This window comes from Gordonia sp. NPDC057258 (assembly GCF_042668985.1).
GTDB classification, from domain to species: domain Bacteria; phylum Actinomycetota; class Actinomycetes; order Mycobacteriales; family Mycobacteriaceae; genus Gordonia; species Gordonia hongkongensis.
Genome location: NZ_JBHUXZ010000003.1, coordinates 141115 through 155968, shown reverse-complemented (window position 1 = coordinate 155968; position 14854 = coordinate 141115). Strand labels below are relative to the sequence as shown.

Sequence of the window (14854 nt, the reverse complement as noted above, 5' to 3'; positions counted from 1 at the left end):
ACGGCCGGTCAGCGACGACGGCGGCGGATCACGATGAACGCGCCCAGCGCCACCACCGCGGCGACGGCCGCACCGATCAACACGGTCTGGTTCTCCTGGGCCTTCACCTGCGCGGTATGCGCGGTTTTCGACGCCGCCTCGTTCACCCGTGCCGGGACATCCAGCTTGGCCGCGAGAGCGTCGACCGTCTCGGCCAGCTCCTCCCGCTGTTGTTCGATCGGCGGCGGATCGTCGGTCGGATTCTGGTCGGGATGTGTCTCACTCATCTACAGGTGCTCCTTCACAGTCGCCACGTCACGCTGGACACTCTCGACGGTTCGCTCCGGTGCCGGGGGCACAGCGGATTTGGCGCGCTTGGCGCCGATCGCCGCGGCGGCCCCGCCGATGACCAGCAGCACGACGCCGACGATCACCGCTGCCAGCCACGCCGGCACGGCGTTCGCCAGTCCGAGCACGGCCGCCGCGACCAGCGTGCCGAGGCCGAACAACACCAGCAGTGTGCCCGCGCCGGAAATCCCCGCACCCACCCCGATGCGGGTGCCCTTACCCTTCATCTCCGCGACGGCGTGCTGCAGTTCGGTCTTCACCAGGGTCGTCGTCTGCTGTTGCAGACGTTCGACGAGTTGCACGGTCGACAAGTCGTTCACAGACGGATCACTCACGCTCGTACCTCCTATCGGGACGCTCGTATGCGTTCCCGCGGCGGTCGAAGGCGAAACATCGTGTCCGCGCGATCAGCACCGACGAAATCGGATCTCCGATCCGGGTACAAGCTGCGCGGCCAGGTCCACCGCGCCCGCGGCGAGGACCGCCACCACGGGGTAGCCGCCGGTGACCGGGTGATCGGCGAGGAAGATCACCGGACGGCCGCTGGGCGGGACCTGGACCGACCCGTGGGCGATCCCCTCCGAGCGGAGCTCGGCGGCGCCGGCGCGATGGGCGAGGAGCGGCTGCGCCGACCCCTCCGCGCGGTCGATCCGCACCCCGACCCGGTTGCTGTCGGACCCGACCAGCCACGTTCCGACGAACAGATCGGACGGCGACTCGAGATGCCCGGCCCGCGGACCCTCGTGGCACTCCAGCACGACGACACGAGGGTGGTCGCGGTCTGCGGGGGCGGACAACGCGGTGGGCCAATCGCTCGCCGCATGGCCCACGGGCAGACGGTCGTCCGTGCCGAGAGGTGGCGGTCCGAGCCCGGACAGCGTATCGGTCGCCCGGGAACCCAGTACGGGCTCGACGTCGATCCCACCCCGCACGGCGATGTAGTTGCGCAACCCCCAACCGGGGGTGTCGAGGGCCAGCTCGTCACCGGCGCGCAGCACCAGTGCCGCGGCGAGCCCCGCGGGGACCCCGTTGTGGCGCACCACGGTATCCGCCCCGGTGACCGCGACCAGGGCGTCGGCGTCGACGCGTGCCCGGAACCCGCCCAGCGTCGTCTCGACGACTGCCGCCCACTCCGCGTTGCCCACAAGGCGATTGGCCAGCGCGAGGGCCCCACGATCAGCACCGCCGGAACCGGGGACACCGAGATCGGCGTAGCCCGGTCGGCCGTGGTCCTGAACAGTCGCGAGGGGTCCCGTCGCGAGAACAGTCAGCGCGGTCATGTGCCGTCGCGTCCGGCGTCGACGAAGCGGACCACCCGGCCCGCAGCGAGCCGGGCGGGGGGATCGGCACCGGCATCCCACAGCCGAACATCGGTGCGGCCCAGCAACTGCCAACCGCCGGGACTCGACCTCGGGTACACCGCGCTGTACCCGGCGGCAATCGCGACCGACCCCTCCGGAACATTCGTGCGGGCCTCCCGGCGTCGGCCGACGGCGTCGAACGGATGCGCTGCCTCGTCGTCGGCGACGAGATACCCGAAACCCGGTGCGAAGCCCATGAACTGGACGCGCCATCGGGTGCGACAGTGCAGCCCGATCACCTCGTCGGTCGTCATCTCCAGTGCCGCAGCGACATCCGGGAGGTCGGCACCGTCGTAGACGACCGGGATGACGATCTCGTCGGTGCTGTGGATGTCGGGATCGCCCGCGCGCTTCCGACGCCGGAGCGCCCGGCGGACACCGAGTTCGTCCAGCCCGCGGCCGGGACGGGCCTGGACCAGGACGGTGTGCGCGCTGGGCACGAGGTCGGTGACCTCGGGGAGTTCACCACCCCGGATCGCTTCGCGGAGCGCCGCGACCGCGCTGAGTACCGCGGCCGACGGGGAGTCGTCGGCCGAGAAGTCGAGGACCACCGCATCGGGGCCCGCCGGCAGCTCGTGCATCCAACGAACTTACCCCGCGCGACACGGTGTCCCACCGATTGAACTCGGGCGGAGGGGACTGCGTCCGGTGGCAGACTCGGAGAGGACGGGCGCGGGATGGCCGACGCGGAACGTGAGGAGAGACAGTGAGAGAGATCGTCGTCTGCGGTGAGGCGCTCGTCGATGTCGTACAGCAGGGCGGTGGCCGGCACGACACGACCGCCGGCGGTCTGGCGCCGTTGCAGCCCGCCCTCGGTGGTGGCCCGTTCAATGTGGCAATCACGCTGGGACGGTTGGGGAGTGCGGTCTCACTGCTGTCCGCGGTGTCCACCGACACCTACGGCGATGCGGTCCTCGACGCACTCCGGGCCGCCGGCGTGGGAACCGCGTTGGTCCAGCGTCGTGACGAGCCCACCTCGTTGGCCCTGGCGACCATCGCCGACGACGGTTCGGCGCACTACTCCTTCTACGTGGAGGGCACGGCAGATCGCGCGATCGACGATCCCGGCGCACTGCCGCCGACCGTCGCGGCGGTGACCTTCGGGACCCTCTCGCTGGTCCTGGAACCCGGTGCCACCGTGTACGAGAACCTGATGCGCAGATGCCGGGCCGAGGGCCGAGTCGTGGTGCTGGACCCGAACATCCGGCCCGCGGTCATCGCCGACCCCGAGGCCTATCGACGGCGCTTCCGGAGCTGGATGTCGTCGGTGGACGTGGTCAAACTGTCCGACGAGGACGCGGCCTGGCTCAACAAGGGGTCCGCGGGGAGTTCGACGACAGACTGGCTGGCCGACGGCGTCGCCGCGGTGGTCACCACAGCGGGAGCCGCGGGCATCACCGTTCGCACCGCGGCCGGTGAGGTGACCGCACCGGCTCCGGCCGTCGATGTCGTCGACACGATCGGCGCCGGGGACAGCGTGCTCGGGGGCCTCGTCAATCACCTGGACCGGCGTGGTCGACTCACGCCCGGAGCAGTGCGATCCCTGACCCTCCAGCAGTGGCGGGAAGCGGCTGAATTCGCAGCTCACGTGGCTGCGGTGACGGTCTCGAGGCCCGGCGCCGACCCTCCGTGGGCGGGCGAGCTGAGAAGCGACTAGGTTGTACCTGTGTGTCCTACCCGGTCACTGTAAAAATCTCTGATCTGAATAAGGGGTTCGTGTGTCTGCTGAAACAGTCCCAGCCGACCAGGCGTCCGACACGGCCTCAGCGACCTTCACCTACCCCGGTGGACAGCTGGAGCTCCCGATCCTGAAGGCCACCGAGGGCACCGACTCGGTCGCGCTCGGCAAATTCCTGGCCGAGACCAATCTGACCACCTTCGACGGTGGCTTCGTGAACACCGCGTCGACCAAGTCGGCCATCACCTACATCGACGGTGACGCCGGCATCCTGCGCTACCGCGGAATCCCGATCGACCAGCTGGCCGAGAAGTCGACCTTCATCGAGGTGAGCTACCTGCTCATCTACGGGGAGCTCCCGACTCCGTCGCAGCTCGAGGACTTCACCACCAAGATCCAGCGCCACACCCTCCTGCACGAGGACCTCAAGCGCTTCTTCGACGGATTCCCCCGCAACGCTCACCCGATGCCGGTGCTCTCGAGCGCGGTCAACGCTCTGTCGGCCTACTACCAGGACTCGCTCGATCCCAAGGACGACGAGCAGGTCGAGCTGTCGACGATCCGCCTCCTCGCGAAGCTGCCGACCATCGCGGCGTACGCGTACAAGAAGTCGGCGGGACAGCCGTTCCTGTATCCCGACAACTCGCTGAGCCTCGTCGAGAACTTCCTGCGGATGACCTTCGGCTTCCCCGCGGAGCCCTACGAGGTCAACCCCGAGGTCGCCAAGGCCCTCGACATGCTGTTCATCCTGCATGCCGATCACGAGCAGAACTGTTCCACCTCGACCGTCCGCCTGGTGGGCTCGTCGCAGGCCAACCTGTTCACGTCGATCTCCGGCGGCATCAACGCGCTCTGGGGCCCGCTGCACGGCGGCGCCAACCAGGCCGTGCTCGAGATGCTCGACGACATCCGGGCCGACGGTGGCGACACCAAGGACTTCATGAAGCGGGTGAAGAACAAGGAGGCCGGCGTCAAGCTGATGGGCTTCGGTCACCGCGTCTACAAGAACTACGACCCGCGCGCCGCCATCGTGAAGAAGACCGCCGACACGATCCTGGAATCGCTTGGCGTGCAGGACGACCTGCTCGACATCGCCAAGGGTCTCGAAGAGGTCGCCCTCAACGACGACTACTTCATCGAGCGCAAGCTGTACCCGAACGTGGATTTCTACACCGGTGTCATCTACCGTGCGATGGGCTTCCCGACGCGCATGTTCACCGTGCTGTTCGCGCTGGGACGCCTGCCGGGATGGATCGCGCACTGGCGCGAGATGCACGAGGACCCGACCACCAAGATCGGCCGTCCGCGTCAGCTCTACACCGGCTACACCGAACGCGACTACGTGCAGATGGGCGATCGCTGAGCGACCGTTCCGACGCACCGCCTGACCGCCGAACACCCGACTCAAAGGAGAGTCCAGTGACCAGCACCGAGAAGCCAGTGGTCGAGTTCCAGGCGGGACCCCCGCCGACCGACCTCACCATCTCCGACCTCATCGTCGGCGAGGGCGAGGAAGCCGCTCGCGGCGGCATCGTCGACGTCCACTACGTCGGGGTCGACTACGAGACGGGCGAAGAGTTCGATTCGTCGTGGGATCGCGGCCAGTCGGCCAACTTCCCGCTGGACCGGTTGATCCCGGGCTGGCAGGAAGGCATCCCCGGGATGAAGGTCGGCGGACGCCGCCAGCTGACGGTTCCGCCCGAGCTGGCCTACGGCTCGGCCGGTGCCGGACACCGTCTCTCGGGACGGACCCTCGTGTTCGTCATCGACCTGCTCGGAGTGGGCTGACGTCCGCCACCGAACTGGTCTGGCTCAGGCGCGATCTACGCCTGAGTGACCTCCCGCCGCTCGCCGCGGCCGCCTCGAGGACCGATTCGTCGGTCCTCGTGTGCTTCGTGGTGGACCCGCGGCTGGAGAAGTCCGCGGGCGAGCGGCGGCTCGCGTTCCTGTTCGACTCCCTGCGGGAACTGGACGACAAGCTCGACGGCAAGCTGCTCGTCGTGCGGGGCCGACCCGAGGTCGAGATCCCGAAGCTGGCCCGGGCGGTCGACGCCGAACGGGTGCACATCTCCGAGGACTTCGCCCCGTTCGGCCGCCGACGCGACGAGGCCGTCGCCGACGCGCTCGGCGACATCGAGCTCGTGGCCACCGGGTCGCCGTACCTCGTCTCACCCGGTCGTGTCACCAAAGACGACGGCGAGCCGTACAAGGTCTTCACCCCGTACTTCAAGCGGTGGCGTGACCACGGCTGGCGTGCGCCCGCCGACTCGTCGGTGCCTGCGAAGAAGATCGTCGATCCGTCCGAGCTGACGAAGACCGGGCGCATCAAGATACCGAAGTCGCCGACCGGGTTGTCGTTGCCCGCCGGTGAGGACGCGGCGCTCGAGCGGTGGGCCGAGTACGTCGACGACGGTCTCGCCGACTACGACTCCGGCCGCAACGATCCCGCGGGTGACAGCACCAGCCGGATGTCGGCGTATCTCAAGTACGGCAACATCCATCCCCGCACGATGGCCGCCGATCTCGGCAAGTCTGGTTCTGCTCCCCGAGGTGCGAAGGAGCGCAGCGACGGAGCCTCGAGGGGGCCGCAAGCGTATCTACGCGAACTCGCCTTCCGCGACTTCTACGCCGACGTGCTGTTCCACTGGCCACATAGCTTGTGGCACAACTGGAATCGACAGTTCGACGGCATCGACCTCGACACCGACAAGAAGGCCTACGAGCGTTTCGACGCATGGAAGGCAGGGCGTACCGGTTTTCCGCTCGTCGACGCCGGGATGCGTCAGCTCGCGGAGACCGGGTACATGCACAATCGGGTGCGCATGGTGACCGCGTCCTTCCTCGTCAAGGACCTGCACCTGCCGTGGTGGTGGGGAGCGGAATGGTTCCTCGAGCAGCTCATCGACGGTGACATGGCGTCGAACAACCACGGCTGGCAGTGGGCCGCCGGTACGGGAACCGATGCGGCGCCGTACTTCCGGGTGTTCAACCCCGAGGCGCAGGCCAAGAAGTTCGATCCCGACGGCGAGTACGTCCGACGCTGGGTCGGTGACGTCGAAGCCGACGACTATCCCGAGCCGATGGTCGATCACAAGGCCGAGCGTGAGGAAGCGCTCCGCCGTTTCGGCCAGATCTAGCTGATCTCAGAGGACGAGTCCGTCAGAATGGTGGCGGGTTCTCGAGGAAGTCGCGACGGTCGGCTTCGAGTTCGGCCTCGCGTCGTTTCTTGTTGCGGGCGCGTTCTTGTCGCCGGCGGGCCAGTTTGGCGTCCAGTCGGCTGTGTGTGCGCTCTGGGTTGTCGGTGGTGATCACCCGCGGGGTGGGTGGGGCTTGGGCGGGTTGGTCGAACCGGATACGCCGCAGGTTCGGGAAGGTGTCTTCGAGGGTTTCGGCGTCGCCGGGCAGGGTGACCCCTTCGGGGGTCTCGTATTCGGTGACCAGGCGTCCGTCGTCGTCGCGGTATTGCACATCGACCCAGTCCCCGTGGGTTTTGAACAGGTGACTAGGTCGGCATTTGGCGTTGAGGTTCTCACTCGACGTCGCCCCACCGCGGGCGGGGTCGGTGTGGTCGTATTCGGTGACGTGGTCGAGATCGCACGCGAATGCTGAACGGGTGCAGCCGGGTTCGGTGCAGTAGCCGTCCCGCACTCGCACGAAATCAGCACACGACGTGGTGGGCCGGTACCCGTTGCCGGGATGGGTGGCCGGATACACCACTGCTACGCCCGAGGCGAGGCCACCGGTCCCGCCGACATCACCGGGTTCGGCTGCCTCGACATCAGTGCCGCCGTGGACAGTCGACTCGACTGTGTTAGCCGGCGCGGGGCGATGGGCAGTTCGCTGTGCTGCATCGTCGGCGGTATCGGCGGTATCGGCGGTGTCGGCGACGTAGGTGGGTTGGGTGCGGGCGGGGGTGACCGGGGTGAGGGTGGCGTCGGGGCGGGCGGCGAGGTCACGGACGTGTTCGTCGCTGATGATGCCGTGTTCGTCGAGGAATCCGACCCCGGGTGCTCCGGCGAGGGTGGCGGCGTCGGTGACGACATGGATCACGACTTCGGCGCGGACGGCGTCGAGGACGCTTTGCGGGTCGGGGATGTCGGCGGTGCACTCCTGCTCGTTGTCGTCGCATTGGCACTCGAATGGCGTGCGGGTCAGCAGGGCGAACATCGCATCGGATCGTCGTATCCCTTGGGTGCGGCCGTCTCGTTTGCAGACGGAGTCGGCGAGGATGGCGACGGCTTTGGCCGAGATCCGCACGTTTTCCGCTGACATGACGGCGGTGAGTTCGGCGGTGCCGTCGGGCAGTTCGTGGGTCCATACCCCACGTTGGTCCATGGCGTCTTTGCGGCGTTGGCGTACCGCGTCGGGGTCGTGGCGGAAGACCAGGCGGTCGACCATGTCGCGCAGGCGGGCCCGATCCCACACACCTGTGCGGCGGCGCACCGTGTCGGCGATCTCGGCATCCAACGCGGGGGTGATCGGGTCATCGGTGGGGATCAGTTCGGTGCGGGAGATGACCAACCGGATCTGCCACTGCGACAAGACCCCGTCACGCAGCGTGTCCGCTACCTCGGGGAGCCGATCCCGTAGTGCGATGGCCTCGTCGATCAGGGTCTCGGCATGCCGGCGGGACACCCCGGCTTGGCGGGCGATGCGGGCCGCGCAGTCAGCCTGGCCGTCCATGACGAACCCGGACGCGCTGGTGGTGATCAGGCGGTCGGTCATCGCCGCGATCGTCTGATAGCGGTGCCAGGCGAGGTAGGACTCGCCGCGCCGGGTGGCGTCGAGGCCGGCCATCAACATGACCATGTCGGTCTCGGCCGTGTGGGCAGGATCGACCCCGGCGACGAACTCGCCCGGTAGATCGGTCCACACCCGCACAACGCCCCCCGACGCCTACTCTGCCACCCGCCCCGAGCTGGGTGATCTGATACGAACAATGTAAACCCGACCACCGACAAACCCGGGTGAGTCTCCACAGCAGACGACGTCGTCGTAGACGAAATGGTCTCTGGGCGTTGCGGTATGGTGCCGTCCGGGCTGGCGCCGGTTGAGATCGTCGGGTCGCCAGGTGGTTTCGACACGGCGACTCGCCTAGCGGCTCGTTGCCGGCTCAACCAGCGGGGGTGGGCGACTCGCCTAGCGGCTCGTTGCCGGCTCAACCAGCGGAGGGCGCGGCGAAGGGTCCTGCCACGCATCGCAACAGGACCCTTCGTGACGCTCACAAGCTCGCTCCTCAGCTCAGGGGTCGGAGGGTGACGCTCGCAAGCTCGCTCCTCAGGCTCAGCGGGCGAGCTTGAGTACCTCGCCCCAGCCGATCCGCGAGCCGGTGCGCAGGATGGACCGCTGGTAGATCCGCGCGGCGATCCAGGTGGCCGCAGCACAGGCGGCGCCCATCAGGCCGAAGGTGACGATGATCTGGACGGCATCGGTGTCGCCGGTCGCGATGCGCATCGGCATGAGCGCCGCGCTGAACGGCGGTATCCAGCTGAGCACCTCGATCAACGTCGAATCCATCGCCTGCACACCGAAGATGCCGGAGTACAGCACCGCCACCGCGAGGAATGTCAGCGGCGCGGACGACGAGTTCAGCTCCTCCTGCCGGGAGACGATGGCCCCGGTTGCCGCGTAGAGCGAGGAGAAGAACAGGAAGCCGAGCAGGAACCAGGCGATCACCGCCGCGAACATCCCGATGGCGGCGCCCGGAAGGGTGAGGATTCCGGTCGCGGTGCCCGCGATCAGCGCGGTGGCACCGAGCAGCACCACCTGCCCGAGGGCGACCACACCGATGCCGATGATCTTGCCCCACAGCAGATGCAGCGGCTTGATGGTCGCCAGGAGCAGTTCCACGACGCGCGATGTCTTCTCCTCGACGACGCCGACGGCGACCATCGTGCCGCCCATCATGATCGCGGTGACGAGCAGCACCACGCCGACCATCGCGATGAGCAGGCGCTGTCCCTCGTCGGGGTTGTCCGGTTCGGTCTGCGAGACCGAGATGTCCACGGTCGGCAGGGTGGCGGCATCGACACCGCGTTCGGCCAGTGCCGCAGAGAGATTCGCCTGCGACACCGCGGTGCGGATCGGGCCCTCCACAGCCGGTTCGAGGCTGTCCTTGGTGATGATCACATATGATCCCGGCGTCTCTCCGGGCACCAGCGCGGCCTTCACGTCGCCGCTGTTGACCCGATCGCGTGCCTGTTCGACGGTGTCGGCCGGCTCGGTGGCGATCGTCGTGCCGGAGGCCTCACCGACGGAGACGATGGATTCGGTGACGGCGGCCGGCTGACCCACGACGGCGACCTTCTCGACGTCGTCGCCGCCGGAGAACAGGTTGATGATGATGGAACCGGCGACGATCACGATCATGAGCAGCGCGGTACTGACGACGAAGGACTTCGTCTTGGCGCGCGTGGTGATCTCACGGCCGGCGACGAGCCGGATCGCCTGTGCGGCAGATGCTCTCGGATCAGAACCGGTGGTGGACACCGGGGTGTCGGGTAGCGTGGTCATGCGGAAACCACCTCTCGGAACAGGTCGGTCAGGGACGGGGTCGAGGTCGCGAACCGGTGCACCGGCCCGTTCTGGAGGGCGGTCGCCAGGATCAGCTGATCGTCGGCGATCTCAGGGTCGATCAGCAGGCGGGTCGTCTCGCCGTAGTCGACGCCGCGGACACCGGGCAGGGAGTCGGCCCACGCGACATCGGCACGCGGCCCGGTGATCTCGAGGGTGATGCCCTCGCGCGCACGCAGGTCGTCGACCGTGCCGAGGGCGCGCATCTCACCGCGCGCGATGATGCCGACACGGTTGCAGAGCCGCTGCACGAGGTCGAGTTGGTGCGAGGAGAAGATCACCGGGATGCCCTCGGCTGCCTTCTCTTTGAGCACATCGCTCATCACGTCGACGGCGACGGGGTCCAGGCCGGAGAACGGCTCGTCGAGCACCAGGACGCTGGGGTCGTGGACCAGGGCGGCGGCGAGCTGGACCCGCTGCTGGTTGCCGAGGCTCAGGTCGGCGACGTTGTCGTCGTAGCGGGCGCCCACACCGAGGCGGTCGGTCCAGCGTTGTACGGAATCCTGCGCCTCGGCCGCCGACATCCCGTGCAGCCGGGCGAGAAAGGTGAGCTGTTCGCCGACCTTCATCTTGGGGTACAGACCGCGCTCCTCGGGCATGTACCCGATCCGTCGACGCAGGTCGAGGTCGATGGGCTGTGTGCCCAGGCGAACCTCGCCGGCATCGGCGGCCAGCACGCCGAGGATGATGCGCATGGTGGTGGACTTGCCGGCGCCGTTGCTGCCGACGAACCCGAAGATCTCACCCGGGTCGACGGAAAAGGTCATGTCGCGCAGCGCGATGAGGTCTCCATAGCGTTTGTGGAGCCCGTCGACGATCAGTGGTGCGGTCATTGCGCACTCTCCTCACTGGGGATGGTGGTCGGGTCGGATGTCGATGACGCGAAGTCCTCGGGATCGGGATCGGCCATCCACCAGGCGGTGAGCATGGTCGGAACGCAGATCGCGGCCAGGACGAGCGTGATGAGCAGGATGGCCGATCCGTAGACCGCCTGGCCGGACACCTGGTCGTCGAAACTGAGGACGACCAGCACCGCGTACGGGATGAACATCAGGCTGTACAGAACGGTGAAACCGATGGAACGCGCCGAATTGCGTTGCGCCACCTGGATCTCATCGAGAGCGGTGACCGGCGTGTCGGCGATCGACCCGGTGACGATCCGCGTCAGGTACAGGGTCGTGATGATGCCGGCGAGTCCGATCAGGAAGGGCACCAGAAAGATACCGGTGTCGAAGAACGCGAGAATCGAGCTGAGGATCAGCAGGATGGCGAAGAACGCCTGCACGAGCACGAGTCGTCGATAGGTTCGCCGGGTGCGCCACGAGGTGAGGCGGTGTGCGTTCTTGTCGTTGAACTCCTGGTGCCGGCGGCCCCGCCACTCCTCGTAGCGGCGCCAGAGGGCGGGTGTGGCCTCCTCGGGGATGGCCGAATTGGGGTCGTTCATCGTTCACCTCCGGACTCGTCGGTGTGGGTGGCTGGGTGCAGTTCTTGACGGGGCGACGATTGGCGCCGGTACAGCGCCGACGACATCGCCTCGAACTCGTGCCGGCTGAACACCGCCTCCACCGGTAAATCGAAGACGTCGCAGATGCGGAACGCCAGGTCGAGGCTGGGGTAGTTGTCGCCGCGCTCGAGTGCGCCCACCGATTGGACGTTGATGCCGACGACTGCGGCGAGTTCGGCCCGCGACATCCGACGCTCCGCCCGCAGCACGCCGATGCGGTTGTAGATGGGGAGCTTTTCCCCACGGCGTATTGGACTCACCTGACTCAGTGTTGTGAAAACACAACACCTTGTCAAGTGGTGGCAACTACTTCGCGCCCCCGTGGGAACGTGAGGGCGCCCCGAGCAGCTCGGCCGCGACCCGTGCCGCCTCCCGCCCGGCGCGATTGGCCCCGATCGTCGAGGCCGACGGGCCGTAGCCGAGCAGTTGGATCCGGGGATCGGCGTCGACGACCGTTGCGAGGCGGCCGGACATCGTGATGCCGCCACCCGGCGCGCGCAGGCGTAACGGGGCGAGATGGTCGATGGCGCTGCGAAAACCGGTGTTCCAGAAGATGACGTCGACATCCAGGTGCTCCGGGACGTCCGGGTGATCGGGGGAGTCGCCGGATGGTCCGTCGCAGTCCCAGCACACCCCGGTCTCGGTGATCCGTGTGAACATCGGACGCCACGCGAGGATTTCGTCGCGCTGCGCGGCCGCGATCGCGGGGGTGAGTGCCAGCCCGGTCACCGACACCACCGAGGTGGGCGGGAGCCCGGCGCGCACCCGCCGTTCGACGCGGGCGACGGCCTCGCGCCCCTGCTCGGGGGTGAACGGTTCCGGGTTGAAGACGGGCTCGCGCCGGGAACACCAGAACGTCTCGCTGCCGGGCGCCTCCCGGGCGATCTCGATCAGCAATTGGATGGCGGAGATGCCCGCGCCGACGACCAGGACCCGCTTGCCCTCGAACTCCGCGGGCGATGTGTAGTCGTGCGTGTGCAGCTGCCGGCCGCGGAAATCGGCGGCCCCGGGGATATGTGGGATGAACGGACGGTCCCAGGTGCCGGTGGCGTTGACGATGAGCTTCGAGGTGACCGACCCGCCGTCGCCCAGCTCGGCGCGGAAGCCGTCGTCCTCGCGGCGCACGGCGCGCACGTGCACGGGTCGATGCACGGTCAGGCCGAACTTCTCCTCGTACCGCCCGAAGTACTCGGGGACGGCGGTGGCCGCCGGGAGCTCGTCACAGTCCAGGCCGAGAGCCTCGACGAGGCCCCACCCCGGCAGGTCGTGGACGCGGTTGGCGGTGGCGAGGGTGAGCGTCGGCCACCGGAACTGCCAGGCCCCGCCGGGCCCGGGGGCGTGGTCGAGCATCTGGTAGCGAGCGCCGAGGCCGAACCGCTCGAGAAAATAGGCCGCCGACAGTGCGGCCTGTCCGCCGCCGATGATCAACACATCCGAGTGCGGTGCGGGCGCTGCGCCGGCCGGGGAGATCTGCACGTCCCCACCTTGTCACGACGTGTCGAATGGGTGCGGTGGGTAGGTTGGGGCCCATGATTCACTCCACCACCGACGGGGCGGTCGTCACGATCGAGCTGGACCGGGCCGACAAGCGCAACGCCCTGAACGACGAGATGCTCGCCGGCCTGTCCGATGCGTTCGACGCCGCCCTCGGGTCCGGCGCACGCGCCATCGTGGTGACCGGGCGGGGGCCGGTGTTCAGTGCCGGCGCCGACCTGTCCGGTCCCGTGTACGAGAAGGGCTTTCTCGACACCCTCGTCGGGACCCTGAAAAAGATCGAGTCATCCCCGGTGCCCGTGCTCGCGGCGCTGAACGGCTCCGCGATCGGCGCAGGATTGCAGCTGGCGATGGCCGCCGACCTCCGGGTGATGGCACCGGATGCGATCGCGGGCATACCGGCGGCGAAACTCGGTGTCGCCGTTGACGAATGGACCATCCGACGCCTGGTGTCGCTGGTGGGGGCGGGGCAGGCCCGGGGGATGCTGATCGGGTGCGATCCGCTGACCGCCGACCGTGCGCACGCACTCGGGTTCGCCAACCGCATCGGCGACCTCGCCGACGCGCAGCACTGGGCGGACACGATCGCCGGCCTCGCCCCGTTGACGCTGCAGCATTACAAGCTCGTCCTGAACGGCGACGGTGCGCGCGACGCCGCGCCCGAGGATCGGGCGGCGGCGATGATGCGTGCGTGGGAGAGCGACGACCTGCGGGAGGGCCGCGCGGCCCGGGCCGAGAAGCGTCCGCCGCGGTTCACCGGGTCCTGACCCGGAGGTCGACGCTACCGGCGGTGGATCGGTCCGTCGCCGGCGTGCAGCGGTGCGCCGGTGGCGCCGTGCCGCTCGGCGATGAGTTGTGCCGCGATTGCGACTGCGACCTCGCCCGGGGTGTGTCCGCCGAGATCGAGGCCCAGGGGTGAGCGCAGCCGGTCGAGTCGGATGTCGTCGACTCCCGCCTCGCGGAGGCGTTGGTCGCGATCGGCGACCGTCCGCCGCGACCCGAGTGCACCGACGAAGCCGAGTTGCCGGCAGCCGAGTGCCACCTGCAGGGTCGGGACGTCGAACTTCGGGTCGTGCGTCATCACGCAGACCGCGGTCGACGGACCGACCAGGCCGTCCCGGATCTGTTCCGCCAGATAGCGATCCGGCCAGGAGACGACGACCTCGTCGGCGTCGGGGAAGCGTTCGGGGGTGGCGAACACCGGTCGTGCGTCGACGACCGTCACCCGCATGCCGAGACCGGCCCCAACAGAACTGAGTGCACGCACGAAGTCGTTGGCGCCGACCAGGATCAACCGGGCCGGCGGCCCGAAGGTCTGCACGAAGGTCCGGGGACGTTCGTCGGACGGGGCATCGCAGTCGTCGACGCCGATGAGGCCGGTCCGGCCGGTGGCGAGGAGATCGGCGACGTCGCGGTCGAGGCGGCGCCACGGCTGCTGTGAGGCGGCGGTGGCGAAGTACCAGTCGGTCTCGTCGGTGAGGGTCGTGGCCCACGAGACGGGTTCGCCGGCGTCGATCGCCGCCGCGAGTCGGTCGAGCTGGCCGCGCCGACCGCTGCTCGGTGCGACACGTTCGACGAGAACCTCGATCTGCCCGCCGCAGGTCAGACCCGGCGCGGGACTGTCGGGATCGTCGACGCCGTACTGTTCGACGATCGCGACCCCGTCGGTGAGGACGTCGCGGGCGGTGTGCACGAGAGCTGATTCGACGCAGCCACCGGAGACCGAACCGATCACGGTGTCGTCCTCGGTCACGATCATGGCCGCGCCGAGCTCGCGGGGTGCCGATCCCGACGCGCCGACGACCCGGCAGAGTGCGACCGGACGCGCGTCGTCGCCGTCGAGAAGTTCGGTCAGGGACCGCAGGACGTCGCGCATGTTCTCCAGTGGACCAGATCTCCCCGACTGCGGCCACGTGG

Annotated in this window: 16 protein-coding genes; 5 read left to right on the top strand and 11 right to left on the bottom strand. The window is 68.4% G+C overall.

Features of this window, described 5'->3' with window-relative positions:
* Nucleotides 1-8: 8 nt before the first annotated feature.
* The 4 genes from ACFUEJ_RS03995 to ACFUEJ_RS03980 all read right to left on the bottom strand — a co-directional run bounded on the left by ACFUEJ_RS03995 (nt 9) and on the right by ACFUEJ_RS03980 (nt 2269).
* Nucleotides 9-266 carry a DUF3618 domain-containing protein gene (locus tag ACFUEJ_RS03995; RefSeq protein WP_065630768.1) on the bottom strand — a complete coding sequence of 86 codons (258 nt, stop codon included), beginning with the start codon at nt 264-266 and terminating at the stop codon, nt 9-11.
* Nucleotides 267-662: a phage holin family protein gene (locus ACFUEJ_RS03990; protein WP_035718303.1), complete on the bottom strand. Its 396-nt coding sequence runs from the start codon at nt 660-662 to the stop codon at nt 267-269. It lies immediately after the preceding gene.
* 72 nt (nt 663-734) lie between these two features.
* Nucleotides 735-1607 (bottom strand): biotin-dependent carboxyltransferase family protein, encoded by an 873-nt coding sequence (locus ACFUEJ_RS03985; protein WP_388027678.1) that lies wholly within the window; start codon nt 1605-1607, stop codon nt 735-737.
* Complete coding sequence (locus ACFUEJ_RS03980; protein WP_068970281.1) at nt 1604-2269, bottom strand: allophanate hydrolase subunit 1; 666 nt, start codon at nt 2267-2269, stop codon at nt 1604-1606. The genes ACFUEJ_RS03985 and ACFUEJ_RS03980 overlap by 4 nt, the downstream gene beginning before the upstream one ends.
* Nucleotides 2270-2394: 125 nt before the next feature.
* Between ACFUEJ_RS03980 and ACFUEJ_RS03975 the strand changes: the two genes are divergently transcribed.
* The 4 genes from ACFUEJ_RS03975 (at nt 2395) to ACFUEJ_RS03960 (ending at nt 6503) form a co-directional block, all read left to right on the top strand.
* A complete protein-coding gene (locus ACFUEJ_RS03975; RefSeq protein ID WP_159370292.1) occupies nt 2395-3345 on the top strand; it encodes a carbohydrate kinase in 951 nt (316 codons plus the stop codon).
* A 61-nt stretch (nt 3346-3406) separates the two neighbouring features.
* Nucleotides 3407-4729 carry a citrate synthase gene (locus tag ACFUEJ_RS03970; RefSeq protein WP_078113443.1) on the top strand — a complete coding sequence of 441 codons (1323 nt, stop codon included), beginning with the start codon at nt 3407-3409 and terminating at the stop codon, nt 4727-4729.
* Nucleotides 4730-4785: 56 nt separating this feature from the next.
* Complete coding sequence (locus tag ACFUEJ_RS03965) at nt 4786-5154, top strand: FKBP-type peptidyl-prolyl cis-trans isomerase (RefSeq protein WP_205334261.1); 369 nt, start codon at nt 4786-4788, stop codon at nt 5152-5154.
* A 14-nt stretch (nt 5155-5168) separates the two neighbouring features.
* Complete coding sequence (locus tag ACFUEJ_RS03960; RefSeq protein WP_065630816.1) at nt 5169-6503, top strand: deoxyribodipyrimidine photo-lyase; 1335 nt, start codon at nt 5169-5171, stop codon at nt 6501-6503.
* Nucleotides 6504-6525: 22 nt separating this feature from the next.
* Here ACFUEJ_RS03960 and ACFUEJ_RS03955 read toward each other — a convergent pair whose 3' ends face one another.
* The 6 genes from ACFUEJ_RS03955 to ACFUEJ_RS03930 all read right to left on the bottom strand — a co-directional run bounded on the left by ACFUEJ_RS03955 (nt 6526) and on the right by ACFUEJ_RS03930 (nt 12919).
* A complete protein-coding gene (locus ACFUEJ_RS03955) occupies nt 6526-8241 on the bottom strand; it encodes a DUF222 domain-containing protein (RefSeq protein ID WP_388027777.1) in 1716 nt (571 codons plus the stop codon).
* A 408-nt stretch (nt 8242-8649) separates the two neighbouring features.
* Nucleotides 8650-9879 (bottom strand): ABC transporter permease, encoded by a 1230-nt coding sequence (locus ACFUEJ_RS03950; protein WP_265968817.1) that lies wholly within the window; start codon nt 9877-9879, stop codon nt 8650-8652.
* A complete protein-coding gene (locus ACFUEJ_RS03945; protein ID WP_265968818.1) occupies nt 9876-10772 on the bottom strand; it encodes an ABC transporter ATP-binding protein in 897 nt (298 codons plus the stop codon). The genes ACFUEJ_RS03950 and ACFUEJ_RS03945 overlap by 4 nt, the downstream gene beginning before the upstream one ends.
* The gene (locus tag ACFUEJ_RS03940; protein ID WP_065630774.1) at nt 10769-11383 is read right to left on the bottom strand and encodes a hypothetical protein; all 615 of its coding nucleotides are present in this window, start codon (nt 11381-11383) and stop codon (nt 10769-10771) included. The genes ACFUEJ_RS03945 and ACFUEJ_RS03940 overlap by 4 nt, the downstream gene beginning before the upstream one ends.
* Complete coding sequence (locus tag ACFUEJ_RS03935) at nt 11380-11703, bottom strand: helix-turn-helix transcriptional regulator (RefSeq protein WP_058251583.1); 324 nt, start codon at nt 11701-11703, stop codon at nt 11380-11382. Before ACFUEJ_RS03935 ends, ACFUEJ_RS03940 begins: the two co-directional genes overlap by 4 nt.
* A gap of 46 nt (nt 11704-11749) precedes the next feature.
* Nucleotides 11750-12919, bottom strand: a complete 1170-nt coding sequence (locus tag ACFUEJ_RS03930; RefSeq protein WP_388027672.1) for an NAD(P)-binding domain-containing protein — start codon at nt 12917-12919, stop codon at nt 11750-11752.
* A gap of 53 nt (nt 12920-12972) precedes the next feature.
* Here ACFUEJ_RS03930 and ACFUEJ_RS03925 point away from each other — a divergent pair, with 53 nt between their 5' ends.
* Complete coding sequence (locus tag ACFUEJ_RS03925) at nt 12973-13704, top strand: enoyl-CoA hydratase (RefSeq protein WP_065630777.1); 732 nt, start codon at nt 12973-12975, stop codon at nt 13702-13704.
* Between the two features lie 14 nt (nt 13705-13718).
* Here the strand turns inward: ACFUEJ_RS03925 and ACFUEJ_RS03920 are convergent, their stop codons facing one another.
* Nucleotides 13719-14813 (bottom strand): XdhC/CoxI family protein, encoded by a 1095-nt coding sequence (locus ACFUEJ_RS03920; RefSeq protein WP_338857025.1) that lies wholly within the window; start codon nt 14811-14813, stop codon nt 13719-13721.
* Between the last annotated feature and the right edge of the window lie 41 nt (nt 14814-14854).